This is a genomic window from Pseudomonas cremoricolorata DSM 17059 = NBRC 16634 (assembly GCF_000425745.1).
Classification (GTDB): Bacteria; Pseudomonadota; Gammaproteobacteria; order Pseudomonadales; family Pseudomonadaceae; genus Aquipseudomonas; species Aquipseudomonas cremoricolorata.
In genome coordinates this window covers 106430-122207 of record NZ_AUEA01000010.1, presented here as the reverse complement: position 1 = coordinate 122207, position 15778 = coordinate 106430, and the positions used below count along the sequence as shown (strand labels likewise).

Genomic DNA, 15778 nt, shown 5'->3' with positions numbered 1-15778 from the left:
CCGGGCCAGGCCTGGGGCGCTCTGGAGAATTTGTATGGCACGTTTCGTACACACGGCAGGCAATCTGCTGTACCGCTTCGACAGCCTCAGGGACGTCATGGCCAAGGCCAGCCCCGCCCGTTCCGGTGACTTTCTCGCAGGCGTTGCCGCCAGCAGTGATGCCGAGCGGGTGGCGGCGCAAATGGCACTGGCCGACATTCCCCTGGGCCAGTTCCTCGACGAGGCGCTGATTCCCTACGAAGACGATGAAGTCACCCGGCTGATCATCGACAGCCACGACCCTGAAGCCTTCGCCGCGGTCAGCCACCTGACCGTTGGCGGGCTGCGCGACTGGCTGCTCAGTGAAGCGGCCGACGAACACAGCTTGCGCGCCCTGGCCCCTGGGCTGACGCCGGAGATGGCCGCGGCAGTGTCGAAGATCATGCGCGTTCAGGACCTGGTGCTGGTGGCGCAGAAAATCCGTGTGGTCACCGCGTTTCGCGGCACCATGGGCCTGCGCGGCCGGCTATCGACCCGGCTGCAACCCAACCACCCCACCGATGAGCCGGCCGGTATCGCCGCGAGCATTCTCGACGGCCTGCTGTACGGCAATGGCGATGCGATGATCGGCATCAACCCGGCCACCGACAGCACCGCCTCGATCTGCGCCCTGCTGGAAATGCTCGACGCGGTGATCCAGCGCTATGAAATTCCCACCCAGTCGTGTGTGCTGACCCACGTCACCACCTCAATCGAGGCGATCAACCGCGGCGTGCCGCTGGACCTGGTGTTCCAGTCCATCGCCGGCACCGAGGCCGCCAACGCCAGTTTCGGGGTCAACCTCAATGTTCTGCAGGAGGGTTACGAGGCGGGGCTGTCGCTCAAGCGCGGCACTGTCGGGCAAAACCTGATGTACTTCGAGACCGGCCAGGGCAGCGCGCTGTCGGCCAACGCCCACCACGGCGTCGACCAACAGACCTGCGAGACCCGCGCCTACGCCGTGGCGCGGCACTTCAAGCCGTTTCTGGTCAACACCGTGGTCGGCTTCATCGGCCCGGAATACCTGTACAACGGCAAGCAGATCATCCGCGCCGGGCTGGAAGACCACTTCTGCGGCAAGCTGCTCGGTGTGCCGATGGGTTGCGACATCTGTTACACCAATCACGCCGAAGCCGACCAGGACGACATGGACACCCTGCTCACTCTGCTGGGCGTGGCCGGAATCAACTTCATCATGGGTATCCCGGGGTCGGACGACATCATGCTCAATTACCAGACCACCTCGTTCCACGATGCGCTGTATGCGCGGCAGACCCTTGGCCTGCGACCGGGGCCGGAGTTCGAGGCCTGGCTGGAACGCACCGGCATCTTCACCCAGGCCGATGGCCGGGTACGCTTCGGCAACGACCTGCCGCCGGCATTCCGCCAGGCGCTGGCACAACTGGCCTGAGAGGTGAGCATGGACCGTTCGACACCCGCTGCCGACAACCCCTGGTTGGCCCTGCGCACCCTGACCCCGGCGCGCATCGCCCTGGGCCGTACCGGCACCAGCCTGCCGACCCAGGCGCAGCTCGATTTCCAGTTCGCCCACGCCCAGGCACGTGATGCCGTGCACCTGCCCTTCGACCATGGCGGCCTGCGCCAGCAACTGAGCGACGCCGGGCACGACAGCCTGCTGCTGCACAGCGCCGCCAGCGACCGTCACGAATACCTGCAACGCCCCGACCGCGGCCGGCGCCTCGATGAAGCATCGGCCGAACACTTGCGCGCTCACGCCAGCGCCAACCCGGGCGGCGTGGACCTGGCCATCGTCATCGCTGATGGCCTGTCGGCACTGGCCGTGCATCGGCACAGCCTGGCCCTGATCAAACGCTTCGACGAACAGGCCCAGGCCGATGGCTGGAGCCGTGCACCGGTGGTGCTGGTCGAGCAAGGGCGGGTGGCCGTGGCCGATGAGGTCGGCGAACTGCTCGGCGCACGCATGACGGTGATGCTCATCGGCGAGCGCCCGGGACTGAGTTCACCCGACAGCCTGGGTGTGTATTTCACCTACGCGCCACGGGTCGGCCTCAATGACGCGGCGCGCAACTGCATCTCCAATGTGCGCCTGGAAGGCCTGAGCTATGGCATGGCCGCTCACCGGCTGCTGTACCTGATGCGTGAGGCCTGCCGGCGGCAGCTGTCGGGAGTTAAGTTGAAAGACGAAGCGGAGATTCAACGCATCGACGGCGACGATTCCACTGCGAAAGTGGGTAATTTCCTCTTGGGCGAGGAGTAGCGGCAACGCCGCATCCCCCCTCTTTCCGTCGATCAGGGGCGTTCGCCTGAACGCTTCCGGTCGACGCCCACCCGCAGGCAACGCAGCGAAACTCGTAACCCCCCGCTACAAACTCCCCGGGCACATTCCCAAGTTAGCCGTATAATGCCCGCACTATCGTGTATGAAATTTTACCCACACCCTGGCCCTCCCAGTGCCAAGGCGCAGTCCATCATCGCTCGCCCGTCGCTGCGGGACCCGAACACAGGTGTTGTACATGGAATTCAACCCGCTCGACCTCATCCTGCATCTCGACTACTACCTCGATGTCCTGGTGGCCAACTATGGCACCTGGATCTACGCCATCTTGTTTGCGGTGATCTTCTGTGAAACCGGGCTGGTGGTGATGCCGTTCCTGCCGGGCGACTCGCTGTTGTTCATCGCCGGCGCGGTGGCTGCTGGTGGAGGCATGGATCCGGTCCTGCTGGGCGGGCTGCTGATCATCGCGGCGATCATGGGCGACAGCACCAACTACGTCATCGGGCGAACGGCTGGGGAACGGCTGTTCCGCAACCCAACGTCGAAAATCTTCCGCCGCGACTACCTGCAAAAGACCAACGACTTCTACGCCCGCCACGGCGGCAAGACCGTCACCCTGGCGCGCTTCCTGCCGATTCTGCGCACCTTCGCCCCCTTCGTGGCCGGCATCGCCCGCATGCACTACTCGCGCTTCCTTGGCTTCAGCGTTGCAGGTTCGCTGCTGTGGGTCGGCAGCCTGGTGACCTTGGGCTATTTCTTCGGCAACGTGCCGTTCATCAAGCAGCACCTGTCGCTGATGGTCGTGGTGATCATCCTGCTGTCGCTGGTGCCGATGATCCTCGGCCTGCTGCGCGGTCGCTTCGGCCGCGCCGCCAAGGCCCACTGATTCACCCCGATGTGGTCGTTCAGCGCCTGGCGCCGCCGACGCACCCTTGCCCGCTACCCGATCAGCGAGTCACTGTGGCAGCAGGTGCGCCAGCGCCTGCCGATGCTCGACGGCATCGAGGCCAGGGAAGATCGCTGGCTGCGTGAGGCCAGCGTGCTGTTCCTGCACGCCAAGCACCTGACCATGCTGCCCGGCGTCGAACTGGACGACGAACAGCGGCTGTTCCTCGCCGTGCAGGCGCAGTTGCCGCTGCTGCATCTGGGCGAGCACGACTGGTACCAGGGCTTTCATGAGCTGATTCTCTACCCCGACGACTTCCAGAGCCCGCAGCGTCACCGCGATGGCAGTGGTGTCGAACACGTGTGGAATGGCGAGCACAGCGGCGAAGCCTGGCAGCAGGGGCCGGTGATCATGGCTTGGCCTGGGGTGCTGGCCGGCGGTGGCTGGGAGGCCTACAACCTGGTCATCCATGAGCTGGCGCACAAGCTCGACATGCTCAATGGCGATGCCACCGGCCTGCCGCCGCTGCACAGCGACATGCACATCGGCGAGTGGGCGGCGGCCATGCAGCAGGCCTATGACGACCTCAACCGTCAGCTCGACGCCAACCCCGACGCCGACACCGCCATCGACCCCTATGCCGCGGAAAACCCAGCCGAATTCTTCGCCGTGACCAGTGAGTACTTCTTCAGTGCTCCCGACCTGTTGGCGCAGGCCTACCCCGAGGTGTACCGGCAGTTGGCGCTGTTCTATCGGCAGAACCCGCTGACCCGTCTCCAGCAGTTGCAAGCCGAGCATCCCGAGTATCAGCACGATCGACCCTGAGGCCGCGGCGCATCAGGGCGGACGTGGCATGGCTGGGCAGAATATGCCTATAATCGCCGCCACTTTTTCGGTCAAACACGGGGGCACTGCCCAATGAGCTACAGCAAGATTCCGGCGGGCAAAGACCTGCCGAACGACATCTACGTCGCCATCGAAATCCCGGCCAACCACGCGCCGATCAAATACGAGATCGACAAGGACAGCGACACCCTGTTCGTCGACCGTTTCATGGCCACCCCGATGTTCTACCCGGCCAACTACGGCTTCATCCCCAATACCCTGGCCGACGACGGTGACCCCCTCGACGTGCTGGTCGTGACCCCGTACCCAGTGGCACCAGGCTCGGTAATCCGCGCCCGTCCGGTCGGCATCCTGAACATGACCGACGACGGCGGCGGCGACGCCAAGGTCATCGCCGTTCCGCACGACAAGCTCTCGCAGCTGTACGTCGACGTGAAGGAATACACCGACCTGCCTGCCCTGCTGATCCAGCAGATCGAGCACTTCTTTGCCAACTACAAAGATCTCGAGAAGGGCAAGTGGGTCAAGATCGAAGGCTGGGACGGCGCTGATGCTGCCCGCGCTGCGATCACCAAGTCGGTCGCCGCCTACAAAGGCTGATCGCACTGCATGAAACCCTGCCTCGGCAGGGTTTTTTTACGCCCGTCGTTTGGCGACTGCTTACCAAGCCAGCCGAAACGTCCTACACCGATGTCTGACAGACCGAGCCTTTTTCATACAGCCTGTTCAACGTCACGTTGATACGCCCCGCCCTCCCCCGCCGCTAGAATGCGCTGCATGAATAATTCCGGCGATCGCTTGAAGGCACTGCTGCAGGAGTGCGACCTGACCCCCTCGGACTTCGCCGCGCAGCGCGATGTCTCGCCGCAGCACATCAACAACTGGTTCAAACGCGGCGTGCCCGTCGCCCGCCTGGAAGAAATCGCCGACCTGTTCTGCGTGCACCGGCGCTGGCTGAAAAGTGGCGAAGGGCCCAAGCACCCGGACCCGATCCTGCGTCCGCGCCCCGTGAGCCCCACTCCGCCGCGACCGCCATCGCTGCTGCTGACCAGCAACGGCGTACAGGTTCACTGGCCGTTGCAGCACTGGCAGCACGGCGAGTTCAAGGTGCTGGAGGACTGCCGGGTCAGTGTGCCGCAGCAGGCCCTGGAAGCGCTGGGCATCTTCGCCCGTGACGTGCTGTGCCTGGCGATGCCGGCAGACAACATGGCGCCGGTGATTCCGCGCGACAGCATCCTTGCCATCGACCGCAGTTGTACCCAGGTGGTGGAAGGCGAAACCTATGCGTTGTTGCACGGCGACCAGCTACGCATCCACTGCCTGAGCCTGGGCCACAAGGAGGTGCTCAGCCTGCACAGCCATGACCGTCTGCACCACCCAAGCGAACGCTACTCCCCCGCCCAGCGTCAGGCGCAAGACCTGCGCATTCTCGGCTGGGTGTTCTGGTATACCCACCTGCGCCCGCAACACCCCCGCCACAGCGAAGGCAGTTAAGGCTGGGCAACCGCGTCCAAGGCTTGTATCCTAGCCGCCACGTTCACCCCAGCCCGTCTACGACGCAGCGCCTGGGGCCGGCAGTGGCGCACACCGTCGCTCGCCCATCCTTTCCATGGCCCTTGCGGCCATACCGTTCAAGGCGGTCGCGGCCCATCAAAAATGAGCCAAAACCGCCCTCGAGAAGCCGGCCACAAGCCGGCTTTTTAATGTCTGCGATTTTTGAACCTGGTGACGACACCGTTTGTCGGCACTCGCACGATGGCGGAAGACGCTGGCGTATTCGAGTGCGAGTAATCGCACTTTCACAGATAACGCGGTCAGTCGCGTTTCGCCCGCCTTCCAACCTCCATCGCCAGGCCATGGATGGCGTTGTTGAGGTTTTCGCGACAGACCTCCCCCCCTTCAGAGGACTGATTTGATCTGCAACCCGAACACTAGGGCATTGGCGATATCCCTGCCGGAGAACGCGCCTGGCTCGATGATGTATTGCACATCCGGGCGCAGGCTCAGCCATGGCGTTACCTGGTAGCCGTAGCTCAGTTCGATCAACCGTTCGGCATTGTCGATAGCGGAGAAGCGCTCGCCGTTGTCGAATGCCGCCTCTTCCAGAACGTCTCGGCTGCGCGGGTTGGGGACGGCACGGCCATAGCCCAGGGCCACGGTATCGCGCGGTCGACTCTGGAATGGTTTGTACAGCACCACACCCGCGCCATACCACTTGGTGAACGGCGAAGCGGCCTTGCTCGACGCCGAGTATTGACCGAACACGTGCAGACTACGGCCCGGCGATGACTCATCGTTCCACACGGCCTGGTCGGCCAGCAGGTAATGGCCGCTACGCCCGGACACGTCCTTGTCGCTACCGATGCGCTTCACGTCCGAGCTGTCGTAGTAATAGCCCAACTTGTACTCCCCTGAGCGCTCGCCCTGAAGCTTGTACACCAGCTCCAGCGGCACGACGGTACCGGTGGTGTGCTTGGGCCCGATGTGCCACGCACGACTGGAATTGCCATTGCTTTCAGGATCGACGTTGAACGCGGCCACGCGTAGTTGCCAGGAGGGGGACAGGTCGTATTTAACGCGCACGCCCAGACGTGCGTTGGGGTAGTTGGTCCAGCCGCTACCGCCGGACATATTCAGCGGGTGGCCGCAGAAACCAGCATTCATGAAGTTGCACAGGATGCCGCTATCAAGGCCGCCCAGGTCGTTGCCCATGGCCATGTAGCCGAGCTTTACATTGAGCGCCGGGGTCAACAGGGTGCGCTCGTAGCTCAGTTCGGTGAGGCGGGTGTAAAGGCCGCCGAAGTTTTCCTGAATGGGCAGGCGGTTGCCGACGAGGTCTTCCGAGGCGCTGTTGCCGCGGCGGTCGTTGATGGTCAGTTGCACATTGCCGCCGTTGTCGAGTGCAAAGATTTTCGACAGGTCGAACCGCGCGCCGAGCTTGAGGTTCTGCGAATAGCGGGCCGAGCGGTGCAGACCACCGTGGGCGTTATAGGCGGTTTCGCCGCTGTAGTCGCCGGTGAACTTGATGCCGTTCTCATCGAGCTGGTGGCGCAGGCCGCCCCAGTCGCCGGTCATGGTGCTACGCGAAAATACGTCACTGGCGGCCAGCACGGGGCTGCTGGCCAGGGTCAGGACTGCCAGAAAAAGATAGCGAGAAGTGGGTGGCATGAGGGTGAGCGTCTGTCAGTGTTCAAAGGTCTTTTCGCCGCTGGAACAGTCCTGCAAGCCATGGGCTTGCAGGAAAACTGCTCTCGACGGCTGGAGCGGTGCGGCACTTACTGCAGGGTGTAGGCGATCACGTAGTCGCCCCGATCCGTCGACTGGCGCGCACCGCCGGCAGTGATCACGACATACTGCTTGCCGGTCTTGGGCGAGACGTAGGTCATCGGGCCGCCCTGGCTGCCAACGGGCAGGCGGGCCTTCCAGATTTCGTTACCGTTGCTGCTGTCGTAGGCGCGCAGGTAGAAGTCCTGGGTGCCGGCGATGAACACCAGGCCACCTTGGGTGGACAGGGTGCCGCCGAGGGTCGGCAGGCCGATCTTGATCGGCAGGTGCATGCGGATGCCCATTGGGCCTGTGTCTTCGACAGTGCCGACCGGAACCTGCCAGGCAATCTGGCGAGTCTTCATGTCGACGGCGGTCAGGGTGCCGAATGGTGGAGCCTGGCAAGGAATGCCGGCAACCGACAGGAAGCGGTTCTTGTTCACCGCATAGGGCGTGCCCTTGAGCGGTACGGCGCCCATGCCGGTGTTGAGCGCTTCGCCACCCGAGGCGGCCTCACCTTTGTTTTGCGACGGGATCATCTGGATCCAGAGGCCCAGGCGCATGTCGTTGACGAAGATGAAGCCGTGTACCGGGTCAGTCGAAATGCTGCCCCAGTTCATGCCGCCCAGCGAGCCAGGGAAGCTCAGCGACAGATCGCTGCCTGGCGCGGTGTAGAGGCCGTCGTAGCGCATCTTCTTGAAGTCGATGCGGCACAGCAGCTGGTCGTAAGGGGTTGCGCCCCACATGTCAGACTCGGTCAGGGTCTGCGCGCCGATCTGCGGCATACCGACCGATTTCGGCTGGGTTGGGGAGTATGGCTCGCCAGGAATGTTGCTCGGATTGACTGGCACTTCGTCGACCTGAGTCAGCGGTTTGCCAGTGGCACGGTCGAGCACGTAGATCTGCCCGGCCTTGGTGCCGATCACCACCGCAGGCACGGTCTTGCCATCCTCCTTAGTGAAATCGATGAGGCTCGGCTGCATCGGCAGGTCGAAGTCCCACAGATCGTTGTGTACGGTCTGGAACACCCACTTCTGATTGCCCGTGGTGGCGTCCAGCGCCAGTACTGAAGCCCCGTAGGTGTGGTCGAGCTTGCTGCGCTCGACACCATAGATGTCGGTGGACGAAGAGCCCATCGGCAGGAATACGGTGTTCATGTCCGCATCGTAGGACATCGGCGCCCAGCTGTTCGGGGTACTGCGTACGTACGTGCTGCCGTCGGCTGGCGCCGCACGGTCTTGCGGGTTACCCGGGTCGAAGGCCCATTTCATGGCCCCCGTGATCACGTCGAAGCCTCGGATCACACCACCTGGCATGTCGGTCTGGACGTTGTCGGCAACGCGACCGCCAACGACCACGGTCGTACCGGCCATCAGCGGCGCGGAAGACAGCTGGTAGTAGGAATCGGGCACCTCGCCCAGGCCGGCCTTGAGGTCGACCTGGCCGTTGTTGCCGAAGTCCTGACAGAACTCGCCGTTATCCGCATCGACAGCGATCAGGCGGCCGTCAATGGTGTTAGTCAGCAGGCGGCGCTGGCATTGGCTGCCGGCCGCAACGCTACCGCCGGTCACTGGCGAGCTGTCTGGCTGGGTCGGCTGGACGATGGCGCTGGTGGCGTCGTAGTAGGCCATGCCACGGCAACGCTGCCAGACCTTGGACTGGGCGTTGATCTGGTTTTTCCACAACTCCTTACCCGTGTCGGCATCGAGTGCGATCAGGTTGTTGTGCGGGGTGCAGATGAAAACCTTGTTACCGATCTGCAGCGGGGTCAGTTGGTCTTCGGCACCGTTGCCGTCGCTGATAGCGACGTCACCGGTGTGATAAGTCCAGGCCACCTTGAGTTTGTCGACGTTGTCACGGTTGATCTGGTCGAGCGCGGCGAAGCGGCTGCCGCCTTCGGTGTTGCCGTAGTGGGCCCAGTCCTTCTGCTCTGTGCCCGCCTCGACGGGCGTCATGCCTGGGCCCTTGCCATTCGGTGCGACGCTCGGATGAGCGACGAACATGTTGCCAGCGGCGATCACCAGCGCCACGGCCAGCACGCCGGCAAGGCCGTAGGCGCTGCGCCCGGCGACGCCACCACTGGCACGCACCAGCATGGGATAGACCAGGGCCACGACCAGACCGATGGCGCCGAACATGAACAGGCGAGAGAACAATGGCCAGAACACCAGGCCGGCGTCGATCACTGCCCAGATGGCCGTGCCGAGCAAAAAGACCGCATACAGCCAGGCGCCGGCGGGTTTGCGCAAGGCTAGCAGGATGCCTGACAAGGTCATCAGAGCGCCGCCCACCAGGAAGTACCAAGAGCCACCCAGGCTGACCAGGCGACCGCCGCCGATGGCAAGGCCTGCTCCGAGCAGGCTGATGATCAACCCTAGCCCGATCAGAATGAAGGTTGCAGCTCGAAGTCGTGAGCCAGTGTTTGTCATGATTGAAGACCTCATGGGGGGATCATCTGAAAAGGTGGTTTTTCTGCTCGAGAGCGTTGCCGGCGAAAACCCATATGCCCGCCAACTGCCAGCGAACGGGTACGCCATGACCCGGCCCCAGAGCACGCCCATACCGCAGCCGAGGGCAAAAATCGTCGACCAGACGTGGTCCAGATCGGCGTAGGCGCTTTCGTCGAGCTCAAGCCATGCACCCTCGAGCACCATCGGTTGCTCGCAAGACCAAGGGTGATGGCAGAGACCGGGATGTGAAACGAAACGACGAAGGCGAACTGGTTTCGGGCAGGCTCTGACGCACGTCCATCGAACATGCACTTCTGCCCTGACAAGGATGACACAGGCAGTGGTCCGTCAAGGCGGCAGGTCGCAGTAACATTAGCTTACACGTTGTGACGACCGCCTGTCGTGCCTGAGGCACCTGGCCGATACGGGTTCCCGACCGCCACAGGCGATGCGAGTCCATGCTGGCCGCCCTGACTGTTTGCGCAGACGCCTGACCTGGGCTGCCCCCGATCGTGTCGCACCTTCATCTCAAGACTGTGGCTACAGAGCCTGGTGCGAGACCCTACGCAACATCTGATTGAAATGATGACGCAGGTGATGAGCAAGCAGTATGAAGATCCATTGTTGAATCAGTAGCCCAATGTTGAACTCAAACGCCAAACCCAAATCACTCTTTGAAAAAAATCAAACTTTGGCCGATTTTTTCTCAACAGCCGGAATATAAATTCCTTCACGGCTCCACACTACACACATCAAAATCTCAGAACATTCCTACCTGAAAAATCAACACATCCCTCAATATCACGCTGAGCTTTTATCCAAGCAGATGCACCAGCGCCATAATCGTAAATCCTGGAAACCACTATCAAATAAGCACACTGTAAAAGTTACACTTTATCGCTTTTCCCACCCGCACGTTTTCTCTAGAGTCCTGACCCGCCGGCACAGTCAAGTACGCCTCGCTCGCCAAGGTCTTTCAGAAAGGCCGATGCCGGTCCCAGCTAGGCGGCCACTGGCTATCCGTCTTTTTCAGAGAGTTCGTCAATGTATAAATCGGCGTTAATCATCGTGGCCGCCCTCGCCCTCACCGCCTGCGCAAGTCCGAATCCATCCACACACAGCGCCGAACTGAAGCTCGCCGCGGTGCGCTGCCTAGTATTGACCGAAACACCGCCGGTGAAAGCCAGTACCGTCGACTATGTGATGGCTCAGGCAGAGAGGGGCAACACCACGTGCATGAAGACGCTTGGAAAGATGTACCAGCATGGCAAGGACTATGGTGTTTCGCAGAACTTCACCAAGGCGCGTAGATTGTTCCGCGCCGTTAGCCACTATGATCCCTCCGCCTATGCGGCATTGGGCCAGATGGCGGAAGAAGGCCAGGGTCAGTCGGTCGATTACGTCAAGGCGCGCGGATTTTATCATCTGGCGGGCGAATCCGGTGCCATACAACTTGGGCAACTTGTGGAGGCAGGAAAAGGCGGCCCGAAGGATGTTGACGAAGCCTTGGCGCTTTACATGAGTGTCATGCGCCGCTTCGACGACGAGGCGTGGAACAACGTAGCTCGTCTACGCCACTTGGGGCAGCCGTTCGACGCCTTGCAGCGCGAGCGGTATCAGGACTTGTGGGTGCGGGGTGTGCATGAGCGGTTAGGCTCGATCCTCAAAAGCCGAGAGTCAGTCGATGCCTTCAGGGCGAGTGGGCAAATCGACGAGGTCAGGACGGCCAAATTGTTTCTCACCTTCACCGCCGACAGCGGCAAACCGAGGGTCAGGCTGAGCGAGCGTACCGGGTATGCTCGTCTGGATGCGGCGCTACTCAGTGTGGCATCGACCTTCAGCATGGGCTCGTCTGCGCCGTTCACCGACAAGTCAGGCAAAGTGGAAATGATCGCACCGGTGATCTTCGCAACCCCATTCGAGCTGTAAAGCTCGCGATCGATGTCCACAACGAGGTGCCTGTGCCGCTCAAACTGCGAGCCAGTTACCACCAGCGACCGCTTGTTATCCTGCTGGCTTTTCGCCAACAATGTAGAGAATCATTCTCACATAGCACGCTGCCATGTCTGCCCTCGATTCCTCTTCTTTGCATCAGCTCTACCAGGCCCACAACGGCTGGTTGAAACAGTGGCTGCGCACGCGTCTGGGCAATGCCAGCGATGCGGCAGATCTGGCCCAGGACACCTTCGTGCGGGTGCTGGCTGCGCGAAATGTGCAGTCGATTCGCGAGCCGCGCACCTACCTCAGCGCCATCGCCCGGGCGTTGATGATCGATCGCTTCCGCCGCCGCGCCATCGAGCAGGCCTACCTGGAAACGCTGGCTTTACAGCCCGCTGCCGTGGCGATCTCGCCGGAAACTCGGCTGTTGATCATCGAGACGCTGGTGGCAGTGGATGCGCTGCTCGAGGGCCTGGGTGAGCGAACCCGAGGGATTTTCCTTGCCGTGCAGCTCGAAGGCCTGAGCTACGTGGCCGCAGCCGAACGCTTCATGGTATCGGTGACCACGGTGAAGAAGCATATGGTCCGCGCCCTCACCCACTGCCTGCTGTTGGCCCAGGAAGGCGACGGTGCTTGAGCGCAAGGAGCTGGAGGCCGCAGCCAACTGGTACGTGCAACTGACGGCGCAGCCTGGGCACGCCCCCACCCAGGCAGCCTGGCAGCGCTGGCTGGCGGCCGACACGCGGCACGCCCAGGCTTGGGCGCAGGTGGAAAAGCTGCAACGTCAGTTCGCCCAGTTATCACCCGAACAGGCCCTGCCGACCTTGGCCGGCGCCAGGGCTCGACGGCGTCAGGTGCTGAAAGTGCTTGGCGTGCTGCTCGCCGCTGGAGCTACGGGTACGGGCGCACTGCTGGTCGAACCGCTGCCCTCGCGCCTGGCGCGGTACCGCACCGGTAAAGGCGAGCGCCGGCATCTGCAATTGGCCGATGGCAGCCGGCTGCTGCTCGACACCGACACCCGCGCCGATGTGCATTTCAACGAGCGGCGCCGTGAAGTCCAGCTGCATCGAGGTCGACTGCTGCTCGAATCCGCCGCCGACCCCGCCCACAGGCCGCTGCTGGTACTGACCCCGCAAGGCAGCGTGCGCGCCTTGGGCACGCGCTTCAGCGTGTCCAGCCAAGGCGAGCACAGCACGGTGCAGGTGTTCGAACACGCTGTGGAGCTACGCCCGCTGAACAACCCCGGCGCGCTGCTGCGGGTAGAGGCCGGCGAGCGCTCGAGCTTCGATCGGCAAGGCCACGACGCCATCGCCGCGCTGCCGCCCGGCAGTGATGGCTGGACCCGCGGCATGCTCATGACCCTCGACTGGCGCCTGCGTGAGGTGCTGACCGAACTGGCCCGCTACCGCCCTGGCTATCTCACCTGCACCGACGCTGCCGCCGGGCTGCGGGTGACCGGGGCGTTTCGCCTGGACGACAGCGATGCGGCGCTGGGCAACCTCGCCAGCGCCCTGCCGATTCGCATTCAGTACCTGACCCGCTACTGGGTACGCATCGACTTGGCATGAAAAAACCGCACGCAGGGGTTGCCGATTTTCATTCTCGTTCGGCCATGCACTGAAGCGGCGATCACTGCCGCACCTCTGCCACGTCGACGAAAGGAAAATCGCATGTCCCGCCCCACCCCGAAACTGCCCAGTGCGCTGGCGCGTGCCGTTCACCTGGCCTGGCTCGGCCTGCTGGTCGCGCCCATCACTGCGCTGCCAGGGCTGGTCATGGCCCAGGCCCAGGTCACCCGCTTCGATATCGCCCCCGGGCCGCTGGGCAAGGCACTGGCGGAGTTCGCCAATCGCGCCGGAGTGACGCTGTCGTTCGCCAGTGAACAGACCGCTGGCCTCAGCTCGCCAGGCTTGCGCGGCGATTATGGGGTGGATGATGGCCTGGCCCAGCTGCTGCAAGGCAGCGGGTTGCAGGTGCGCCGGGAAACCAATGGCGGTTACCTGCTGATGCCCAGCACCGCCACCAGCGACGGTGCGCTGGAGCTGACCGCGCTGAGCATTTCCGGCAAGGCGCCAGGCGCCACCACCGAAGGCACCGGGTCGTACACCACGGCATCGTCGAGCAGCTCGACGCGGCTGAACCTGTCGCTCAAGGAGACCCCACAGTCGATCACCGTGCTGACCCGCCAGCGCCTGGACGATCAGAAGCTCGACACCCTCACCGACGCTCTCGATGCCGCCCCGGGCATCACCGTGATCCGCGAAAGTCTGGGCGCAGACAGCACGGTGTACATGTCACGCGGCTTCTCGATCCGCAACTTCGAGATCGACGGCGTGCCGACCTCGGCCAACATGGACAACTACACACAGAACACCGCGATGTACGACCGAGTCGAGATCGTGCGCGGCGCCACCGGCCTGATCAGCGGCATGGGCTACCCCTCGGCGACCATCAACCTGATCCGCAAGCGCCCGACCGATGCTGCGCAAGTGCTGCTATCGGCCGAGGCCGGCAGTTGGGACCGCTATGGCCTGAGCGTGGATGTGGGCGGTGCGCTGAACGACGCCGGCACGGTGCGCGGCCGTTTCGTCGCCGATCACAAGGACCAGCACGCCTGGATCGACCGCTTCAGCCAGGAAACGTCCACCCTGTATGGCATCACCGAAATGGACCTCAGCGACTCGACGCTGCTGACCTTCGGCCTCAGCCACCAGGTGACCCACAGCAACGCGCCGATGCGCACCGGCTTTCCGTTGTTCACCGTCGATGGCCAGCGCACCGACTTCAAGCGCTCGTTCAACACCTCGCCGGACTGGAGCTACTACGATCGCCAGCAGAGCACGCTGTTCACCTCGCTGGAGCACCAGTTCGCCAACGGCTGGAGCGGCAAGCTCGAATACAGCCACGCCCGTAATGCCTACGACACGGTGATCGCCTATGTCGACGGCGAGATCGACCCGGTCACCGGCGAAGGCGCGACCATTTCGCCCAACCGCTGGCAAGCCACCCCGACCCAGGGCAACCTCGATGCCTACCTCACCGGCACCTTCCCGTTGCTCGGCCGTGAGCATGAGCTGATCGGCGGCGTCACCCTGTCGCGCATCGAAGAACGCGGCACCGCCAACTACGGCGGCTGGCAAAGCGCCCGCACCGGCTACGACGACACCATCGACGACATCTTCAACTGGCACGGCCAGTCGCCCAAGCCGGTGTTCACCAAGTTCGGCACCACCGACATGACCGAAACCCAGTACGCCGCCTACCTGACCTCACGCTGGCGCCTGAGCGATGCGGCCAGCCTGATTCTCGGCACGCGCGTGGTCGACTGGCACCGCGAGAACCTCAACAAGCCCTACAGCGGCGACCGCCAGCGCACCGAGCGCACCGAAAGCGGCGTGGTGATTCCCTACGCCGGCCTGGTCTACGACCTGGATGACACCTGGACTGCGTACGCCAGCTACACGCAGATCTTCAACCCCCAAGGCAATCAGGTGCGCGATGTGAACGGCTCGCCGCTCGACCCGCTGGAGGGCACCGGCTACGAGCTGGGGCTGAAGGCCGACTTCTTCGACAGCCGCCTGAACGCCAGCCTGGCGCTGTTCCGGGTCGAGCAGGACAACCTCGCCGTGGCCGATGGCAGAAATCTTCAGCCCAGCGGCTTCCAGGCCTACCGCGCCGAGAGCGGCACCACCAGCGAAGGGGTGGAACTGGAGGTCAATGGCGAGTTGAGCGAAGGCTGGCAGGTGATGGCCGGCTATTCCTACAACGTCAGCTTCAATGACGACGACAAACGCATCGTCACCGAGATTCCGCGCAACAGCGTCAAGCTCTTCACCACCTACCGCCTGCCCGGCGAGCTGGACAAGTGGACCGTCGGCGGCGGCGTGAACTGGCAGAGCGCCGCCGGCTACGACCTGAGCTACGCCACCACGCAAAGCAGCTACGCGGTGACCAACCTGATGACCCGCTACCAGATCACCCCTGCGCTGTCGGCCACGGTGAACCTCAACAACCTGTTCGACAAACACTACCTGACCACCACGGCGGGCGGCCTGTACGGCGCGCCGCGCAATGTCATGACCACATTGCGTTATGCGTATTGACCCCGTTGGTTAGTGC

General features: G+C 63.2%; 12 protein-coding genes. 10 read left to right on the top strand and 2 right to left on the bottom strand.

Going from position 1 to position 15778, the window contains the following annotated elements:
- Positions 1–34: 34 nt before the first annotated feature.
- The 6 genes from H618_RS0113130 to H618_RS0113105 all read left to right on the top strand — a co-directional run bounded on the left by H618_RS0113130 (position 35) and on the right by H618_RS0113105 (position 5501).
- Entirely contained in the window at positions 35–1429 is a 1395-nt protein-coding gene (locus H618_RS0113130; RefSeq protein WP_028695491.1) for an ethanolamine ammonia-lyase subunit EutB, read from the top strand.
- A gap of 9 nt (positions 1430–1438) precedes the next feature.
- Entirely contained in the window at positions 1439–2257 is an 819-nt protein-coding gene (gene eutC, locus H618_RS0113125; protein ID WP_028695490.1) for an ethanolamine ammonia-lyase subunit EutC, read from the top strand.
- Between the two features lie 256 nt (positions 2258–2513).
- Entirely contained in the window at positions 2514–3161 is a 648-nt protein-coding gene (locus H618_RS0113120) for a DedA family protein (RefSeq protein WP_028695489.1), read from the top strand.
- Between the two features lie 9 nt (positions 3162–3170).
- On the top strand, positions 3171–3986 hold the full coding sequence (locus H618_RS0113115) for a M90 family metallopeptidase (RefSeq protein ID WP_028695488.1): 816 nt from the start codon (positions 3171–3173) through the stop codon (positions 3984–3986).
- Positions 3987–4079: 93 nt separating this feature from the next.
- Positions 4080–4607, top strand: coding sequence for an inorganic diphosphatase (gene ppa / locus H618_RS0113110; RefSeq protein ID WP_016497835.1), 528 nt, complete (start codon positions 4080–4082; stop codon positions 4605–4607).
- Positions 4608–4784: 177 nt separating this feature from the next.
- A complete protein-coding gene (locus H618_RS0113105) occupies positions 4785–5501 on the top strand; it encodes a LexA family transcriptional regulator (protein WP_028695487.1) in 717 nt (238 codons plus the stop codon).
- A gap of 405 nt (positions 5502–5906) precedes the next feature.
- Here H618_RS0113105 and H618_RS0113100 read toward each other — a convergent pair whose 3' ends face one another.
- On the bottom strand, positions 5907–7175 hold the full coding sequence (locus H618_RS0113100; RefSeq protein WP_028695486.1) for a carbohydrate porin: 1269 nt from the start codon (positions 7173–7175) through the stop codon (positions 5907–5909).
- Between the two features lie 107 nt (positions 7176–7282).
- Positions 7283–9700, bottom strand: a complete 2418-nt coding sequence (locus tag H618_RS0113095; protein ID WP_028695485.1) for a glucose/quinate/shikimate family membrane-bound PQQ-dependent dehydrogenase — start codon at positions 9698–9700, stop codon at positions 7283–7285.
- 1065 nt (positions 9701–10765) lie between these two features.
- Here H618_RS0113095 and H618_RS21685 point away from each other — a divergent pair.
- From H618_RS21685 to H618_RS0113070, 4 genes are all read left to right on the top strand, one after another.
- A complete protein-coding gene (locus H618_RS21685; RefSeq protein ID WP_050577311.1) occupies positions 10766–11650 on the top strand; it encodes a tetratricopeptide repeat protein in 885 nt (294 codons plus the stop codon).
- Positions 11651–11783: 133 nt separating this feature from the next.
- Positions 11784–12296, top strand: a complete 513-nt coding sequence (locus H618_RS0113080; RefSeq protein ID WP_028695483.1) for a sigma-70 family RNA polymerase sigma factor — start codon at positions 11784–11786, stop codon at positions 12294–12296.
- Entirely contained in the window at positions 12289–13227 is a 939-nt protein-coding gene (locus H618_RS0113075) for a FecR domain-containing protein (protein WP_028695482.1), read from the top strand. Before H618_RS0113080 ends, H618_RS0113075 begins: the two co-directional genes overlap by 8 nt.
- A 102-nt stretch (positions 13228–13329) precedes the next feature.
- Positions 13330–15762: a TonB-dependent siderophore receptor gene (locus H618_RS0113070; RefSeq protein WP_028695481.1), complete on the top strand. Its 2433-nt coding sequence runs from the start codon at positions 13330–13332 to the stop codon at positions 15760–15762.
- The last annotated feature ends 16 nt before the right edge of the window (positions 15763–15778 follow it).